Below are 17,877 nucleotides of genomic sequence, written 5' to 3'. Positions count from 1 at the left end.
GCGAAGGCTGACGGCCATTTTCTGCTAGCGCTGGTGGTGTCGCATCGATTGGCTGAGTCTCTGCGCGTGCTGGCAAATGATGGATAAAGCGTGCTAATTCAACTAACGCTAGTTGATACACTTCGCGTTTAAATTCAATCACCGCCTCGCGTGGCACCCAATATTGATGCCAGCGCCAGGCGTCGAATTCTGGGTGCCCAGTGGCGCGTAAGCAAATATCGCAGTCACGCCCGACCATGCGTAACAAAAACCAAATTTGTTTTTGCCCACGGTAATGGCCGCGCGCTTCGCGTTTAATATATTTGTCTGGCACCTCATAACGCAACCAGTCGCGTGTGCGGCCGAGGACTTTGACATGTTCAGGTTTTAGGCCAATTTCTTCATATAACTCTCGATACATTGCTTGTATTGGAGTTTCGCCATAGTGGATGCCGCCTTGCGGGAATTGCCAAGAATGCTCGCGGATCCGTTTGCCCCAAAACACGTCATTGCGTGCGTTTAAGAGAATGATGCCGACGTTTGAACGAAAGCCATCGTGATCCAGCATACAACTACCCTTGAATCCTTTAAAATAACGCGATTATAAACAATCGCAGGCGTAGTGTACGATCCTTAGTTCATTGCGCTTGTTTTTAACCCTACTGCTGGGAAATTAGATGAAGGCCTCACGTTTTTTTATCCATACACTTAAAGATGCGCCTGCTGATGCGGAGATTGTCAGTCATCAGCTTATGCTGCGTGCTGGCATGATTCGGCGTATCGCGGGTGGTATCTATACCTATATGCCACTGGCTTTACGTTCAGTGCGTAAAATCGAAGCGATTGTCCGTGAGGAGATGAATCGAGCCGGGGCCCTGGAATTGCTTATGCCCGCTGTGCAACCGGCTGAATTATGGCAAGAATCACAGCGTTGGGCGCAATATGGGCCAGAGTTGCTGCGCTTGAAAGACCGCCATCAGCGCGATTTTGTGATTGGGCCTACGCATGAAGAAGTCATCACAGATATTGCCCGTAAAGAAATTAAAAGTTACCGGCAAATGCCTGTGAATTTTTATCAAATCCAAACCAAATTTCGTGATGAAATCCGACCACGCTTTGGCGTGATGCGCGGCCGCGAATTTATTATGAAAGATGCTTACTCATTTGACCCGGATAATGCTGGCCTAGAGCGTTCATATCAGAAAATGTATGCGGCTTATGAACGTATTTTTAAGCGGCTTGGTCTCGTGTTTCGAGCTGTGGCGGCTGATAATGGTTCGATCGGCGGGTCCGGCTCGCATGAATTCCATGTGATTGCCGAAACTGGAGAAGACAGCATTGCTTATTGCCCAACCTCAGACTACGCTGCCAACGTGGAAGCCGCTGATGCACTGCCATTAATTGAGCAACGCGCAGCGCCGCAAGAAAGCCTGACTAAAGTGGCTACACCGGATGCAGTAAAATGTGAAAATGTCGCAGCGCTGCTGGGTGTTCCGCTTGAGCGTACGGTTAAATCGATTGTGCTGGCGATTGATGCCCCCACGCAGGCTGAGGCTAATCCGCCCACCGCTAACCAGAATCGCGCTGCGGCGCTGCAAATCTGGTTGCTGCTATTGCGTGGTGACCATACCCTAAATGAAGTGAAATTGAGCAAACTGCCAGGCGCTACAGGCTATCGTTTGGCGAGTGAGTCGGAAATTATCGAATGCTTTGGCACAACGCCAGGCTATTTGGGGCCGCTTGGTATGCAAAAGCCGGTCAAGGTATTGGCGGATCGGACGGTCGCTATGATGAGCGATTTTATCGTTGGGGCGAACGACGCAGGCTTTCATTTAACGGGAGTGAATTGGGGGCGTGATTTGCCAGAGCCGATGGTGGCTGACCTGCGTAATGTCGTGGCGGGGGATCCTGCGCCAGATGGGAAGGGCGCGCTAGCCATTTGCCGGGGCATTGAGGTAGGGCACGTTTTTCAGCTAGGCACCCGTTATTCACAGGCGTTGGGTGCGACCTACCTGGATGAAGCGGGGAAAGCGCAGCCCTTAGTGATGGGGTGTTATGGAATTGGCATTACCCGCATTCTTGGCGCGGCCATTGAGCAAAATTCTGATGCGCGCGGCATTATCTGGCCGGAGGCGATGGCGCCGTTTGAGGTGGTGATTTGCCCGATTGGCTATGAGCGTAGCGAAGCGGTGCGGGCGGCGGCGCAAAGCTTATATGCAAGGTTGTTTGAGCTGGGCATTGACGTCATTTTAGACGATCGCGGCGAGCGTCCAGGGGTCATGTTTGCTGATTGGGAGCTGATCGGCGTGCCGCACCGGCTGGTGATTAGCGAGCGTAGCCTTAAAGAGAACCAGTATGAATATCAAGGGCGGCGAGAGGCCCAATCGACGTTGTTGGATAGTTTAGCGGCAGCAGACATTGTCGCCGCTAAGATTCAAGCAGCACTTAAAGATTAAAAGGAAAAGATTGTGCAATATGATTTTTTGACAGCGACTATTTTATTGATTTTGATTGTTGATCCGCTGGGCAATATTCCGATTTTTATTAACGCGCTGCGCAATGTTGCGACTGAGCGACGGGGGCGGGTCGTATTGCGTGAAGTTGCCATTGCTTTTATAACGTTGCTGATTTTTCTGCTGCTGGGCGAACACTTTTTGCGTTTGCTGCATTTGACGGACATATCGTTGCAATTGGCGGGCGGCATTATCTTGTTTTTAATCGCGCTGCGTATGGTTTTTCCGGCAGTAGACGATCGGATGAATTTGGAGGTGGTGGGCGAACCGCTGATTGTGCCACTCGCGATTCCCGCTCTGGCTGGACCCTCTGCGATGGCGACGGTGATGTTGCTCTCTTCTCAGGGGCCTGGACAGACCATCGAATGGATTGGCGCACTGACGGTCACCATGGTGGCTTGTGCGTTTGTGTTGATTTTAGCTGAACGGATTCAACGTCTGATGGGGGCGCGTACCGTGATCGCGTTGGAGCGTTTGATGGGGTTGGTGTTAATTGCGATTTCGGTCGAAATGATATTGGCTGGAATGCGGACTTTTATTCGCCAACTTTGAAGCTAGGCTAGCTTTGGGTTGAACGCCCAAGGCTAGCGTGCAAGACGTTCTTGGCGCTTAGCGCATTCCTGGCAGCATGCCCTTTAGATTGCGCATCATGCTCGCTAAGTTACCGCCCTTAAGCTTTTTCATCATAGTGCGCATTTGATCGTATTGCGCCAACATTCGATTGAGTTCTTGCACTTGAACTCCCGAACCCGTGGCGATGCGGCGTTTGCGGCTCGCTTTAAGCAACTCGGGCTTACGGCGTTCAAGTGGGGTCATCGCATTAATCATGCCTTCCATCCGGCGCACTTGGCCTTCGGCTTGATTCATTTTCTGTGGATTGTTGGTGGCTTGGAATTGCGCAGGCAATTTGTCGAGTAGCGATGAGAGGCCGCCCATATTTTTCATTTGCGAGAGCTGTGCTTTAAAATCATCGAGGGTGAAATTTCCTTTTCTAACTTTATCGGCGAGCTGTTGCGCAGCGTGCAAATCCACTTTATGTTGGGCTTGCTCAACCAAAGCAAATAGGTCGCCCATGCCGAGAATCCGGCTCGCCATGCGATCTGGATGAAAAGTCTCAAGGCCGTCAAGTTTTTCGCCAACACCGACAAATTTAATCGGCCGACCCGTAACATGACGCACGGATAAAGCTGCGCCACCCCGCGCATCGCCATCGAGTTTGGTTAAAATAATGCCTGTGAGCGGCAGTGTCGTATTAAAAGCTTGAGCGGTATTCACCGCATCTTGCCCGAGCATGGCATCAACCACAAATAGGGTTTCAGCAGGGTTTAAAGCGGCATGTAGAGCAGCGATTTCTTGCATCATTGCTTCATCAATGCCTAAGCGGCCCGCTGTATCGACGATGAGCACATCGTGATAGTGGTGTTGCGCCCAATTGAGCGCAGCCTGCGCAATTTCAAGTACCGATTGTTCAGGTCGGGCTGAAAAAAAATCTGCCTGAGCTTGTTCGGTCACGGTTTTGAGCTGAGCCATGGCGGCAGGTCGATAAATGTCGCATGAAACGGTCAGAACCTTTTTTTTCTGTTTTTCGCGTAAAAACTTGGCTAGCTTACCCACAGTAGTGGTTTTACCCGCACCTTGTAAGCCGGCCATTAAAATGATTGCAGGCGGTTTGACGGCAAGTTGCAACTCGCTAGTCTGGTTGGTCTCATCGCCGCCCATGATCGCCGTGAGTTCACGTTGCACCACGCCAACTAACGCTTGGCCTGGGGTTAAGCTGTCAAGCACCTCGGCGCCCAGGGCTTTTTCTTTGATGCGGGTGGTTAAAGCGCGCACTACGGGCAATGCAACGTCGGCTTCAAGTAAAGCCAGGCGCACCTCGCGCAGCATTTGCTGGGTATTTGCTTCGGTTAAACGGGCTTCGCCGCGCAGCGTTTTAACAATGCGCGTCATGCGCTGAGTGAGGGTATCGAACATAAAAGCAAGGTGAACGGTAGTATTTACAAACAACTTTTGAGAAATGGGCGACTCAGGTAAACTTAAGTTATGACTATTGTACTGTACGTGTTGACAGCGGCGCTCTATGGCGGCCTCGCGTCCGTAGCTTGGCGCCAGCATTGGCGTCAAAAGGGTATCGCTGAATATAGTAGCTTGCCAGCGCAGCCGCGTTGGAGCTGCGAGCGTCTATTGCTGGCAGGCGCATTAAGCGCGCATGGGGGGCTACTATACACCACGATCTTTTTGTCCGATGCAATGATTTTTGGCTTTGCCTTTGCGGTATCTGCCATGTTATGGCTTGGCATGGGTATTTACTGGCTTGAAAGCTTCTTTTTTGAGCTAGAAGGTTTGGTTTTATTGGCGCTGCCGCTGGCCGGTCTGGCCGCGTTATTGCCGCTGGCATTTGGTGGCGTGCGTTTATTGCCTTATGCAGCTACGCCATTGTTCAAATTGCATTTTGTCATGGCGAATGTTGCCTATGGTTTGCTCGCCCTGATGGCGCTCCATGCATTGCTCATGCTGCTGGTTGAGCGCAGATTGCATCGTATAGCAGGCACGCCGCTTCGTTGCACCGCGCCGCAACAAAATTGGTTTGGCAATTGGCTTGATTCATTGCCCCCTTTGCTGACGCTTGAGAAATTATTATTTCGCTTAATGGGGGCCGGGTTTGTGCTGCTGACGCTGACTTTGCTGTCAGGTATTCTTTTTAGTGAGCAGCTCTTTGAGCGCGCCTTGCGCTTTGATCATAAGACGATTTTTGCCTGTTTATCGTGGGCCATGTTTGGCGTTATGTTAATCGGCCGAAGATTTTATGGCTGGCGTGGTCGTGTCGTATTACGTTGGATCTTAGCTGCCTTTGTGACACTTTTATTGGCTTATGTCGGAAGCCATTTTGTATTTGAAGTGCTATTGCCGCGCCGAGTGGCATAGTTGATGAGGGTTTGCTCAATGGCGCGCGCGGACTCGTGGCCCAACCCAGATGCGGCAGCGCCCACTCAAGCGCTTATGGTTCATGAATAAAACTCAACCCAATGCTAAAGGACAATGCGTGAATACGCCGCTGATTGTTAATGAGCAAGGTTGGATTGAAATAACGGATGTGCAAGTTTCGCCTAATTTTGATGAGCGGCCGCTTGGCATGACGCCGACGCTGATTGTGATTCACAACATCAGCTTACCGCCAGATGAATTTGGCGGATCGCAGATCGAGGATTTATTTTGCAATCGACTTGATTTCGCGGCCCATCCTTATTATGAAAAGATACGAGGTTTGTGCGTATCTACGCATTTTCTGATTCGGCGTAACGGCGCATTGCAGCAATTTGTTTCCTGCGAGGATCGCGCCTGGCACGCGGGTTCGTCTAATTTCTTTGGGCGCGAGCGATGTAATGATTTTTCGATCGGGATTGAACTTGAAGGATCCGATACGGTCCCTTTTGAAGAGAGCCAATATTCTAGGCTTGCGGAGTTGGTTAAAGTACTGATTGACCGCTACCCGATTGGCGCACTGGTCGGGCATGAAGATATTGCTCCAGGACGCAAGACGGATCCGGGACCTCATTTTGATTGGCGGTGTTTACGCGATTTGAGCGGTCTGACGGATGACTATTTTCCTTATCAGCGGTTAAATGGGTGCTGACCACATGATGAAAGTGAGCCCGGCACAGAGAATGACGAGCTTAGCGCGCAGCAGGGGATGAGATTGAATCGCTCATTTGGCTAGATGACGCAAATTAAAAAAGTCAAGGACGTAAATAAAAAATAAAATGGTGTCCAGTGCCTAATAAATTCACTATACTTAGTATTCCAGATTTTTCTTGACACTATATATTGTGTTTTATCTGTATTCTAGTCACTCTGCAATGCGCGCCAACTCATGGTTTAAACACCGTATTAATCCATGCTGGATCCGTGTTTTGTGTATTTTCCGGCCTTCATGCGTAGATGCAAAGACGTATCGCTTTGAAGGCCGCTGCTTATTTTCAGCCGCGGTTCTGCCGCGCTTTCATTCAATCGATTAGGAGTTTTGCCGATGCAAACTACCGCTTATAAAACCGCAACCGGAGCGGACGAGCCGCTGGATCGTTCCGCTCACCACCCAGGCCTGCCACCCAGTCAAAATGTTGCTCTGGCTTTGCCTGCGCAGAGTGACACTTTAGCTGACTATAAGGTGATTCGTCGCAATGGCGCCGTGGTGGGATTTGAGCCCTCTAAAGTCGAAGTTGCGATGACTAAAGCTTTTTTGGCAGTGGGCGGAGGGCAGGGCTCTGTCTCCGCGCGCGTGCGTGAGCAAGTCACGCAGCTCACGCAACATGTGGTGCGCGCGCTGCTACGTAGTCGGCCGGCTGGCGGCACGTTCCATATCGAGGATATTCAAGATCAAGTAGAGCTTGCGCTGATGCGCGCTGGCGAGCATAACGTTGCGCGTGCCTACGTCTTGTATCGCGAGAAGCGGGCGCAGGAGCGTTCGCTGAGCGCTCAGGCGCAGCCAAGCATGGAAGAAAGCATCCGTGTGACAGAGGGGGATTCGATGCGACCGCTCGATTTGTCGGAGCTAAAAGCGTTGATTGCCTCTGCTTGCGCTGATTTAGGCAGTGCGGTGCAGGCCGAGCCAATTGTAACGGAAACCATTAAAAATCTTTACGATGGGGTGCCGCTTAGCCAAGTTTATGATTCGGCAATTCTTGCTGCACGCACCATGATTGAAAAAGATCCGGCCTATAGCCAGGTAACCGCGCGTATTTTGTTGCACACGGTGCGCCGTGAAGTGCTTGCTGAAGAAGTGACGTCTGCCGAAATGGCCACCCGCTATGCCGAATATTTCCCGCAATTTATTAAACGGGGCGTTGCAGCGGAGCTACTGGATGAGAAGTTATTACAGTTCGATCTAGAAAAACTCGGGGCAGCGCTTGATGCTAGCCGCGATTTGCAGTTCGGCTATCTCGGACTGCAAACGCTCTACGATCGCTACTTTTTGCACCATGAAGGGCGGCGCATTGAGTTGCCACAAGCCTTCTTTATGCGAGTGGCAATGGGGCTTGCTCTGAATGAAATTGAGCGCGAAGCGTGGGCTATTGAGTTTTACCATGTGTTGTCTCAATTTGACTTCATGAGTTCGACCCCAACCCTCTTTAATTCAGGGACGCGGCGCGCGCAATTATCATCCTGTTATCTCACGACGGTAGAGGATGATCTGGACGGTATTTATGAGGCATTAAAAGAAAATGCCTTATTGTCAAAGTTTGCCGGCGGCTTGGGCAATGATTGGACGCAAGTACGCGCGTTAGGCTCGCATATCAAAGGCACAAATGGCAAGTCGCAAGGGGTGGTGCCTTTTCTAAAAGTGGTGAACGACACTGCGGTCGCTGTGAATCAAGGCGGTAAACGTAAAGGCGCGGTATGTGCGTATCTAGAAACTTGGCATTTAGATATTGAAGAGTTTCTTGAGTTACGCAAAAACACCGGGGATGATCGCCGTCGCACGCACGATATGAATACCGCGAACTGGATTCCCGATCTGTTTATGAAGCGGGTGCAGGAAGAGGCCGATTGGACTTTGTTTTCCCCTTCCAGTTGCCCAGATTTGCATGATAAATTTGGTGCTGAATTTGAAGCCGCTTATGTAGGCTATGAGGAAAAAGCTGCGCGCGGCGAGATTAAACTTTTTAAAAAAGTGCCCGCGATTCAATTGTGGCGCAAAATGCTAGGGATGCTATTTGAAACGGGGCATCCTTGGATTACATTTAAAGATCCGTGCAATATCCGTTCCCCGCAGCAGCATATTGGCGTTGTGCATTCATCCAATTTGTGCACAGAGATTACGCTCAATACTAATGAGAGCGAAATTGCGGTATGCAATTTGGGCTCAGTCAATTTAGTGGCACACCTTAGACAGCACGCGGATGGCAGCTTAGAACTGGATCACGATAAGCTGAAAAAGACCATTCAAACCGCGATGCGTATGCTCGATAATGTCATTGACATTAACTATTACGCGGTGCAAAAAGCTCGCCATTCAAACTTGAAGCACCGGCCAGTAGGGCTTGGCATCATGGGGTTTCAAGATTGTTTGCATTTATTGCGCCATCCATATGCTTCGCAGGCTGCGGTTGAATTTGCGGATCGTTCAATGGAAGCCGTGTGTTACTACGCATATTGGGCCTCGACTGAGTTGGCCGCTGAGCGTGGCTGTTACTCAAGCTATCAGGGCTCATTATGGGAGCGGGGGATTTTGCCGCAAGACACACTGAAACTGTTGGCTGAGGCACGTGGCGGCTATGTCGAAGTCGATCAAACGAGTTCGCTTGACTGGGAGGTGTTGCGTAGCCGTATTGCGCAGCACGGTATGCGCAATTCAAATTGTGTGGCGATCGCGCCAACCGCGACGATTTCAAACATTATTGGGGTGTCGGCATGTATTGAGCCGACCTTCCAGAATCTTTATGTGAAATCGAATCTATCGGGAGAGTTCACGATAGTGAATGATTATCTCGTGCGCGATTTGAAAGAGCGCGGTCTGTGGGATGAAGTGATGGTCGCCGACCTGAAATATTTCGATGGCATGTTGGCTCGCATTGAACGCATTCCGACTGAATTGCGTGCGCTGTACGCGACCGCTTTTGAAATGGATCCTAAATGGTTAGTTGAAGCGGCCTCGCGCCGGCAAAAATGGATCGATCAAGCGCAATCTCTCAATATTTATATGGCGGGTGTTTCCGGCAAGCGGCTGGAAGAAATTTATCGACTCGCCTGGGTACGCGGCTTAAAGACGACTTATTATCTGCGTACGATGGCCGCGACCCATGTTGAGAAATCGACCGTGGCGCATGGTGCGTTGAATGCCGTATCGGCTTTGATGCCTGACAATCCTGACCCGCATGGTTCTGCGCCAACGGAGCAAGAGTCGGCGCCAGTGTGCATGTTGCGGCCGGGCGATGCGGACTTTGCTGAGTGTGAAGCTTGCCAATAAAAAACGATGAGCGCATTTTAGCTACCTGCTTAAGCGCATAGAAGTGTTGTATGCAAGTTGCATACAACACTAAAAAAACGCTTTTCACAAGCGAACTCTTTTATCCCTTGTGAAAAGATGGTACAAACCGATTTATATCGATGGTGGAATTTATGCTTAACTGGGACGAAGAGATCACGACCAAAACTCCCGCAACTGGCGAGCCGCAACTTCTTTCACCAAAGTCATCTATGACGGCGTTTGATAGTCCAGTTCGCCAACCGGATCAGCAACGCGTGAGGGTTGCTGATAAGCGCATTATTAATGGCAAAACGGATGTAAACCAACTGGTTCCATTTAAATACAAATGGGCTTGGGAAAAATATTTGTCTGGCTGCGCGAATCACTGGATGCCGCAAGAAATTAATATGTCGCGCGATATCGCGCTCTGGAAAGATCCAAATGGCCTGACTGAAGATGAGCGCCGTGTAGTAAAACGGAACCTCGGTTTTTTCGTCACCGCAGACTCGCTGGCGGCAAATAATATCGTTCTAGGGACTTATCGCCATATTACCGCGCCTGAGTGTCGTCAGTATCTGTTGCGTCAAGCGTTTGAAGAAGCGATTCATACCCATGCATATCAATATATTGTTGAATCACTGGGCTTGGATGAAGGGGAAATTTTTAATGCTTACCATGAGGTTTCGTCGATTCGTGATAAAGACGAATTTCTGCTCCCGTTTATCCATACATTAACTGACCCTGCTTTTAAGACTGGCACGCCAGCGGCAGATCAAGCTTTGCTGAAATCGCTGATTATGTTTGCGTGTGTGATGGAAGGCCTCTTCTTTTATGTTGGTTTTACGCAGATCTTAGCGCTTGGCCGACAAAACAAAATGACGGGCGCAGCCGAGCAATACCAGTACATTTTGCGTGATGAGTCATTACATTGTAATTTTGGCATTGATCTGATTAATCAAATTAAACTGGAAAATCCGCATCTATGGACTTCTGAGTTTCGCGCAGAAATTCGCGAGCTGTTTAAGACTGCCGTAGATCTCGAATACCGTTACGCTGAAGATACAATGCCGCGCGGTGTGCTGGGTCTGAATGCTTCAATGTTCAAAAGTTACCTGCGCTTTATTTGCAATCGACGGTGTACCCAAATTGGCCTTGAGCCGCTTTTCCCAAAGGAAGAGAATCCTTTTCCATGGATGAGTGAAATGATTGATTTAAAAAAAGAGCGTAATTTTTTTGAAACGCGAGTCATTGAGTATCAGACTGGCGGTGCGCTCAATTGGGAATAGTAACGCAGGCAAGATGGCGCTGAGCCTGACAAATTACATCTCCTTCAAAGATTGTTATGAAAAAAAACACTCGGTTTTGCAGTAGATTGATTCGGCAGCGGCCGGCCTGGGTGTCGGCATTTTTTTCGCATATACAGTGCCTAAATGAGGCCATATATGTGCAGCGGTATTCATTAGCGTAGGCCAAAAATAAGGCCTGCGTCGATGAATGGTTCGTTTTTCGTGAGAGCAGATAAGAAATGCATTTGCGAAAGTCGAGCCTCAATCAAGAGTGTTATTTGTTCGACTCTTCTCTAAAACTTGAAGGAGAAAATGATGGTGACTGCCAAGAAAAAACCCGCCGTAGGAAAAACGGTGGCTAAACCCGTGGCAAAGAAAGTTGCTGTAAAGAAAACGGCCACAGCTCAAAAAGCTGCGGTCAAGAAAGTGGTAGCGAAAAAAGCGCCAGCTAAAAAAGTTGTCGCTAAAAAAGCTGCTGTGAAAAAAGTAGTGGCGAAGAAGACTCCAGCCAAGAAAGTTGCTGTGAAAAAAGTTGCTGCGAAAAAAGCGCCAGCGAAAAAAGTTGTCGCTAAAAAAGCTGCTGTGAAAAAAGTAGTGGCAAAAAAGACTCCGGTCAAGAAAGTGGCCGCTAAAAAGGTTGCCGTGAAAAAAGTAGCCGCGAAAAAAACGGTGGCTAAAAAGGCCCCCGTGAAAAAAGTTGTCGCGAAGAAAGTCGCAGCGGTTAAGAAAGTGGTCGCGAAGAAAGCTACCGCCGTAAAAAAAGCCGTGGCTAAAAAAGTCAGCGCGGTGAAAAAAGCGGTGACGCCCAAAAAAAACACCTCGGTAACTAAGCCGACTCCTACAACTTCAGCGGCTATCCCATCAAACGCTACAGCAGGTGTCAAAACCGCACTAAATCCGACGGCTGCTTGGCCGTTTCCAACTGGCAGCCGACCGTAACTTTGGCCAGTGTAGGTGTAAGTTGATTTGCAGGCAGCTCACTGCATTAATTGATCGGGTGTTGATTCGATCCTATATCCCGCTGGTCAGCGTTTGCCAGACAGCGGGATATTCTTTCGATAGAAAGCGGGTTTCTTCTTAGTGGGTGACGCGAGTAACGCCGCCGCCTGATACTAGGCGTACGCGTTCGCCAGCACGAAATATCTCTGGCGTTGCTTCCTGCGTAATTGCGCGTATATCACCATTGTCAAGGCGTACGGTGATTTCCAGTCCATTACGTTTGGCGATGCCTCCTTCTATGGCATTGCCCGCGACGGCGCCGCCAAGCCCCCCCGCAATGCCTGTGAGCAGAGCGCCGCGTCCGCCGCCGATGCTACTGGCGGCAATTGCGCCTAAAGCCCCCCCGCCGAGGGCGCCTAGGCCGCTTGGCTGGCCATTGTCGGCTTGGATTTTGACAGCGCGCACGCTTTCAATCGTGCCCAAGCGCACGGTTTGTTCACGCTGCGCTTGGCGAGCTGTATAGACATCGGCCGACGAGCTTTGTAAGGCGCAGCCCTGTAGCGCGAAGGAACCCGCTAGCAAAGCCGCTGCTGTAATGCGAATCATGGGTTTCATACATTTATTCTCCAAAAATTCCCCAAAATTACTTACTGTAAGCTGTAAGAAAAAGTGTGTTTAAAATATTCATGGATTGTCTCCCAGCGGTGAGAGTAGCTTTGTGGGCCTTGATGAGCCGCTTTGATTGAGCCCATCAAATTAGCGAGACGGCCGGTTGTGGCCCAATCTAGGCCATGCTCAATCCCATACAGCACGCCGCCTCGGAATGCATCGCCGCAGCCAGTTGGGTCAATCACTTGCTCAACTGGAACGGCGGGAAGAGTAATAACATTCCCCTCGTGATAAATCAACGCGCCTTGTTCGCCACGCGTGACAATCATCGCTTGCACTCGTGCGGCAATTTGCGCAATCGACCAACCGGTTTTATCGCTTAATAGCTGTGCTTCATAATCGTTGAGTATGAGATAGGCGGAAAGTTCAATCATCTTTTGTAGTTCTGCGCCTTGGAACAGCGGGAGCCCTTGACCCGGATCAAACACAAAAGGAATGTTCGCGGCGGCAAACTGTTCGGTATGTTGGCGCATGGCGTCTCCGCCATCGGGCGCTACAATGCCAAGCGTGATGCCCTGCGTTTGGCTGACCTGGTTAACGTGCGCTTGCAACATTGCGCCAGCGTGAAAGGTCGTGATTTGATTATTTTCAAGATCAGTGGTGACCATGGCTTGCGCTGAATACATGCCCGGCAGCACGCGTAAATAGTCGGTTGGCAATTTAAGCTGCGCCAGATGGTCGAGGTAATCTTGCGCGTCTATCGCGCCAAGCGTTGCCATAATGTATGGGGTGCCGCCGAGTGCGCTCAGACTATAAGCAATATTACCCGCACAACCGCCAAACTCGCGGCGCATCGTAGGGACTAGAAAGCTAAGATTGAGAATATGAGCTTGTTGCGGCAGAATGTGCTCGCGAAAACGCCCCTCAAAGGTCATCAGGGTGTCATAGGCGAGCGAACCACAGATAAGAGTGCTCATAAAATTATCTCAATGCGGCAAGTGCGGCTTCATAGTTAGGCTCATGCTTAATTTCAGATACCCGTTCCGCGTGCAAAATTTGATTGTTTTCATCCAGCACAAGTACGGCGCGCGCGGTTAAACCAGCAAGCGGCGGGCTCGTTATCTCGACCCCATATTGCTGAGCGAACTCGGGATGGCGAAAGGTAGAGAGTGTGATCAGATTCTCGATGCCAGCGGTACTGCAAAAGCGTGCCGCGGCAAAGGGTAGATCTGCTGAGATGACCAGCACGATCGTATTCTTAAGCTGACTTGCAGCTTCATTAAAAGTGCGCGCCGAGGTTGCGCAAACGGGGGTATCCAGGCTTGGCACAATACTCAGGATTTTGCGTTTGCCAGCGAAATCGGCTAGCTTAACTTCAGCCAAGTCTTTGCCGGTCAGCGTAAAGGGAGGCGCTATTTGATGTGGGGCTGGGAAAGTGCCATTGATTCCGACGGAGGTGCCGCCCAAAGTGACTGTAGACATCGTAATTCTCCGATTGAAGCGTTGTTATAAATGATCTGCGGGAAGTCGTTGGCCAGTTAGACACACCCAACCTTCCGCTGTGCGCCAGACGGATAGCTTAAGCCAACGCGCATAATGGAGTATGAGTTCATCTATCTGGTGCTCAAGGATGCCAGAAAGCGCAAGCTGGCCGCCGGGGCGTATGTTGGCACATAACATTGAAGCCATCTGTTTTAGCGGATTAGCTAGAATGTTGGCGATAACAAGATCGAATTGGGCGGGTTGAGCCTCATCCGGGAGATGATAGAGAACCTCTACTTGATTCTGTTCACTGTTGCGGCGCGCCGCGGCAATCGCTTGCGGGTCGATATCGATGCCAACGACATGAGCTGCACCGCATTTTTTAGCCAAGATGGCCAGGATTCCAGAGCCACAACCGTAATCCAGTACAGTATGGCCTGTAGTCACGGTTGCTTCAAGCCATTCCATGCATAGGCGTGTCGTGGGATGACTGCCGGTACCAAAGGCTAACCCAGGATCTAAGGCGAGTAGCAACGCATCTTTAGGCGCGCTTGGGGGCAGCACATGCCAGGAGGGGACGACCCAAATGCGTTGGCCGATCGGGATCGGCTCAAACTGCGCTTGGGTCAGTTGAACCCAGTCTTGCTGCGGTACTTCACGCACATGATAGGGCGGCAGCGAGGTTAGACCAAGCTGATTAGCCGCAGCGCTAAGCAAAAGCGCTGGTTCATCGGACTCAGCAATGAGCACGCTTAACTTAGAATGTTGCCACGCAACATGAGTCGGTTCATGACCTGGCTCGCCAAACAGCGGCTTTTCATCAAGCGTATCGGCTTGTGCATCTTCAACTGTAACCGATAAAGCGCCTAACTCAAGCAAAATATCGGACAGTGCTTGTGCATCCGTTTGCGCGAGTTCGACCACGAGTTCACGATAGCTCAGCGGGTTCATGCCAGGTGACCTAAGTTAGGCCTTTTGAAGCGTTGCTTGATGCTTAGCCGCGAGCTTATTTTCAAGATAATGAATACTGGTGCCGCCTTCAACAAATTTTGCATCAAGCATCATCTCGCGGTGTAATGGAATGTTGGTTTGAATCCCTTCCACGACCATTTCAGAAAGCGCAATATGCATGCGGCTAATCGCTTGCTCGCGGGTGGCGCCATAGGAAATCACTTTGCCAATCATTGAATCATAATGAGAAGGCACAAAATAACTGTTATAGGCATGTGAATCGACTCGAATGCCAGGTCCGCCAGGCGCATGCCATGATGTAATGCGCCCGGGCGAAGGAATAAATTTATAGGCGTCTTCAGCATTGATTCGGCATTCAATTGCATGGCCTTTCAGAATGACTTCGCGCTGTTTAAAGCGGAGTTTTTCCCCAGCCGCCACGCGGATTTGTTCTTGTACGATGTCGATGCCGGTAATCATCTCTGTGACCGGGTGTTCGACCTGTACCCGTGTATTCATTTCGATGAAATAGAATTCATTATTCTCGTATAAAAACTCAAAAGTACCTGCGCCGAGGTATCCCATTTTTTTACATGCATCTACACAGCGGTCCCCAATACGCTCGACCAGGCGGCGCGAGATATGGGGCGCTGGCGCTTCTTCGATCACTTTTTGGTGTCGCCGCTGCATTGAACAATCGCGCTCCCCCAGCCAGATTGCGTGCTTAAATGAATCTGCGAGTACTTGAATTTCGATATGGCGTGGGTTCTCCAAGAACTTTTCCATATACACACTAGGGTTACCGAAGGCACGCCCAGCTTCTTCACGAGTCATATTGACAGCGTTAATCAGAGCGGCTTCCGTATGGACTACGCGCATGCCTCGTCCGCCTCCCCCACCCGCAGCTTTGATAATCACTGGATAAGTAATTTGTCGCGCAAGTTTGATGATTTCTTTCGGATCTTCAGGTAAAGCTCCTTCGGAGCCTGGCACACAGGGCACCCCAGCTTTGAGCATGGTTTGTTTGGCGGATACTTTGTCACCCATTAAACGGATGGTTTCGGGGCGTGGCCCAATAAAAGTAAAACCGGATTGTTCGACGCGTTCGGCAAAATCAGCATTTTCTGACAAAAAGCCATAGCCAGGGTGGATTGCCTCAGCGTCGGTGACTTCAGCCGCGCTAATAATGGCTGGCATATTTAGATAGGACTGTGCGGAAGGTGCGGGCCCAATGCAGACCGCTTCATCGGCTAAACGCACATATTTCGCTTCTTTGTCTGCTTCGGAATAGACAACCACGGTTTTGACACCGAGCTCCCGACAGGCGCGTTGAATGCGTAGCGCAATTTCGCCGCGATTGGCAATTAAGATTTTTTCAAACATATGACATTATTGGATTTTAGGCAATGACAAATAAGCGTTGCCCATATTCGACAGGTTGACCGTTCTCAGCCAAAATTTCTTTCACAATGCCTGTTTTATCGGCCTCGATTTCATTGAGGAGCTTCATGGCTTCTATGATGCAAAGGGTTTGCCCTTCTTTGACGCTATCGCCAATTTGTACAAAGGGCTCTGAGCCTGGCGAGGGGGCGCGATAGAACGTGCCCACCATCGGAGACTGAACAATATGGCCCTGCACCACCTCGCTAGCTGCCGCTTCTGCGTTTGACATTGGCGCAGTGCTAGCGGTCACTTCGGTCACGCTGGCTTGGATTGGCGCGTTAAATTGCGGTATGGGTCCAGGCGCTTGCATATAAACCGGCGCTGTATTTTTGACGATCCGAACCTTACCTTCTCCTTCGGTCACTTCTAGTTCAGAGATGCAAGATTCTGATACTAGGTCGATGAGTGTTTTGAGCTTACGTAAATCCATTGATAAGTTCCCATGAAAATAATGACTGCCGCAGCAGCGCCTAATAACTAATTAAATAGGTTTCAGTTGATCAAGCGCAAATTCAAGCGCAAATAGATAACTTTGCCAGCCAAAGCCGCAAATGACGCCAAGCGCCTGACTTGAAAGAAATGATTGATGCCTAAATGCCTCACGGCGGTGAATATTCGATAAATGTACTTCGATAAATGGAATATCTACACCAACTAACGCATCGCGTAGCGCTACGCTAGTGTGTGTAAGGCCGGCTGGATTGATAACAATGAAATCAATATTTTCTGCCTTGGCGTGGTGCACACGGTCAATTAATACTCCTTCGTGGTTGCTTTGAAAGGTCTCCACTGTAGCGTCTTCGGAGGCAGCGCGTTGTTGCAAGCGCTGGTCGATTTCGCTGAGTGTTAGGCGACCATATACCTCCGGCTCTCGCAAGCCGAGTAAATTGAGGTTGGGGCCATGCAACACGAGTAGCCGAGCAGTCATTTAATATCTAATTTAAAGAAATTGGGCGAACTTTACAGCCGAATAGCGAAGTTTGTCTAGTTTAATAAAAAAATAGGAAAGAAATGACTCGATTAGGAAAAATATATTTTGTATCCTAGTCAGCTTAAATAGCTATTATAGATTATTAAATTGTTGGCGGAACTCGGCGACGCTACGGCGACCCAGCGCAGTATAGTGAATTTCTCCTGCTTGATTCAGGATAACTGTAAACGGTAGTCCACCGCGCGTATTGCCAAAGCCGCGTGCCAACTCTATGCCACCGAAACCGGCAATATACACTGGATAAGGTACCGAAGTTTTTTGCGTAAACTGTAAGACATGACTCGCTGAATCAACCGCGATACCAATAAACTGAAGGCCGCTAGGCGCATATTCCTTATACAGCAGGGTAAGTGTTTCAATTTCTTGAATGCAATGCGAGCACCATGGCGCCCAAAAATGAATCACCAGGGGTTTGCCGCGGTATTGCGCAAGAGAGCGGGGGGGAAGCGCAACGGCGAGCGCGGGTGAAATGGGCGCAGTAGAGTTTGACAGTTGCGGCAATTGAGTCTGCCACCAATTGGCGGGGACAGATAAAGGCGTGCCAGCATGAGCGTTGGCGTAAAAGGAGGCGCTTGCCATCACCGCGGCAGCCCCTATCAATAAAGATATACCCAGAGATTTTCTAAACATTTCAATATGATACAGAAAATCTCATCACCTTGAACAGGCGCGGGGTGGTTTTCTGCGGTTGCCTCTCTCGGGTACAATTCTGGGTTTTAT

General features: G+C 49.9%; 16 protein-coding genes and 1 pseudogene. 7 read left to right on the top strand and 10 right to left on the bottom strand.

All coding sequences use genetic code 11. The features are described 5' to 3' along the window. Positions 1-58: 58 nt before the first annotated feature. Positions 59-547, bottom strand: a pseudogene (locus MPB2EB_RS06545) (RNA pyrophosphohydrolase); the annotation flags it as partial. Positions 548-656: 109 nt separating this feature from the next. Between MPB2EB_RS06545 and MPB2EB_RS06540 the strand changes: the two are divergent. After that, positions 657-2,435, top strand: coding sequence for a proline--tRNA ligase (locus MPB2EB_RS06540; RefSeq protein ID WP_185181538.1), 1,779 nt, complete (start codon positions 657-659; stop codon positions 2,433-2,435). A gap of 12 nt (positions 2,436-2,447) precedes the next feature. Next, complete coding sequence (locus MPB2EB_RS06535; protein WP_185181537.1) at positions 2,448-3,044, top strand: MarC family protein; 597 nt, start codon at positions 2,448-2,450, stop codon at positions 3,042-3,044. Between the two features lie 57 nt (positions 3,045-3,101). Here MPB2EB_RS06535 and ffh read toward each other — a convergent pair whose 3' ends face one another. Continuing rightward, the gene (gene ffh / locus MPB2EB_RS06530; protein WP_185181536.1) at positions 3,102-4,466 is read right to left on the bottom strand and encodes a signal recognition particle protein; all 1,365 of its coding nucleotides are present in this window, start codon (positions 4,464-4,466) and stop codon (positions 3,102-3,104) included. Positions 4,467-4,535: 69 nt separating this feature from the next. Between ffh and MPB2EB_RS06525 the strand changes: the two genes are divergently transcribed. The 5 genes from MPB2EB_RS06525 to MPB2EB_RS06505 all read left to right on the top strand — a co-directional run bounded on the left by MPB2EB_RS06525 (position 4,536) and on the right by MPB2EB_RS06505 (position 11,681). Beyond that, entirely contained in the window at positions 4,536-5,417 is an 882-nt protein-coding gene (locus MPB2EB_RS06525) for an inner membrane protein YpjD (protein WP_185181535.1), read from the top strand. 82 nt (positions 5,418-5,499) lie between these two features. Then, positions 5,500-6,126, top strand: coding sequence for a 1,6-anhydro-N-acetylmuramyl-L-alanine amidase AmpD (gene ampD / locus MPB2EB_RS06520; RefSeq protein ID WP_185182686.1), 627 nt, complete (start codon positions 5,500-5,502; stop codon positions 6,124-6,126). Positions 6,127-6,519: 393 nt separating this feature from the next. After that, on the top strand, positions 6,520-9,456 hold the full coding sequence (locus MPB2EB_RS06515) for a ribonucleoside-diphosphate reductase subunit alpha (RefSeq protein WP_185181534.1): 2,937 nt from the start codon (positions 6,520-6,522) through the stop codon (positions 9,454-9,456). Between the two features lie 140 nt (positions 9,457-9,596). Then, entirely contained in the window at positions 9,597-10,742 is a 1,146-nt protein-coding gene (locus MPB2EB_RS06510; RefSeq protein WP_370576591.1) for a ribonucleotide-diphosphate reductase subunit beta, read from the top strand. Between the two features lie 315 nt (positions 10,743-11,057). Continuing rightward, entirely contained in the window at positions 11,058-11,681 is a 624-nt protein-coding gene (locus MPB2EB_RS06505; protein ID WP_185182685.1) for a histone H1-like DNA-binding protein, read from the top strand. Between the two features lie 138 nt (positions 11,682-11,819). On the opposite strand, the gene MPB2EB_RS06500 is transcribed toward MPB2EB_RS06505, so the two are convergent. The 8 genes from MPB2EB_RS06500 to MPB2EB_RS06465 form a co-directional block, all read right to left on the bottom strand. Next, positions 11,820-12,296: a hypothetical protein gene (locus MPB2EB_RS06500; protein WP_185181532.1), complete on the bottom strand. Its 477-nt coding sequence runs from the start codon at positions 12,294-12,296 to the stop codon at positions 11,820-11,822. A gap of 32 nt (positions 12,297-12,328) precedes the next feature. Continuing rightward, on the bottom strand, positions 12,329-13,267 hold the full coding sequence (locus MPB2EB_RS06495) for a carbohydrate kinase family protein (protein WP_185181531.1): 939 nt from the start codon (positions 13,265-13,267) through the stop codon (positions 12,329-12,331). A gap of 4 nt (positions 13,268-13,271) precedes the next feature. Next, positions 13,272-13,772, bottom strand: a complete 501-nt coding sequence (tpx, locus tag MPB2EB_RS06490) for a thiol peroxidase (RefSeq protein ID WP_185181530.1) — start codon at positions 13,770-13,772, stop codon at positions 13,272-13,274. Between the two features lie 24 nt (positions 13,773-13,796). Next, entirely contained in the window at positions 13,797-14,714 is a 918-nt protein-coding gene (prmA, locus tag MPB2EB_RS06485) for a 50S ribosomal protein L11 methyltransferase (protein WP_185182684.1), read from the bottom strand. 24 nt (positions 14,715-14,738) lie between these two features. Next, on the bottom strand, positions 14,739-16,106 hold the full coding sequence (gene accC / locus MPB2EB_RS06480) for an acetyl-CoA carboxylase biotin carboxylase subunit (RefSeq protein WP_185181529.1): 1,368 nt from the start codon (positions 16,104-16,106) through the stop codon (positions 14,739-14,741). 16 nt (positions 16,107-16,122) lie between these two features. Next, positions 16,123-16,596, bottom strand: a complete 474-nt coding sequence (accB, locus tag MPB2EB_RS06475) for an acetyl-CoA carboxylase biotin carboxyl carrier protein (RefSeq protein ID WP_185181528.1) — start codon at positions 16,594-16,596, stop codon at positions 16,123-16,125. 51 nt (positions 16,597-16,647) lie between these two features. Continuing rightward, a complete protein-coding gene (aroQ, locus tag MPB2EB_RS06470; RefSeq protein ID WP_185181527.1) occupies positions 16,648-17,094 on the bottom strand; it encodes a type II 3-dehydroquinate dehydratase in 447 nt (148 codons plus the stop codon). A gap of 135 nt (positions 17,095-17,229) precedes the next feature. Further along, complete coding sequence (locus MPB2EB_RS06465) at positions 17,230-17,787, bottom strand: TlpA disulfide reductase family protein (RefSeq protein WP_185181526.1); 558 nt, start codon at positions 17,785-17,787, stop codon at positions 17,230-17,232. Positions 17,788-17,877 lie beyond the last annotated feature (90 nt).

The organism is Mycoavidus sp. B2-EB (assembly GCF_014218255.1).
Lineage (GTDB): Bacteria > Pseudomonadota > Gammaproteobacteria > Burkholderiales > Burkholderiaceae > Mycoavidus.
The sequence above is the reverse complement of the archived record's forward strand: the minus strand, read 5'-3'. Positions and strand labels throughout refer to the sequence as shown.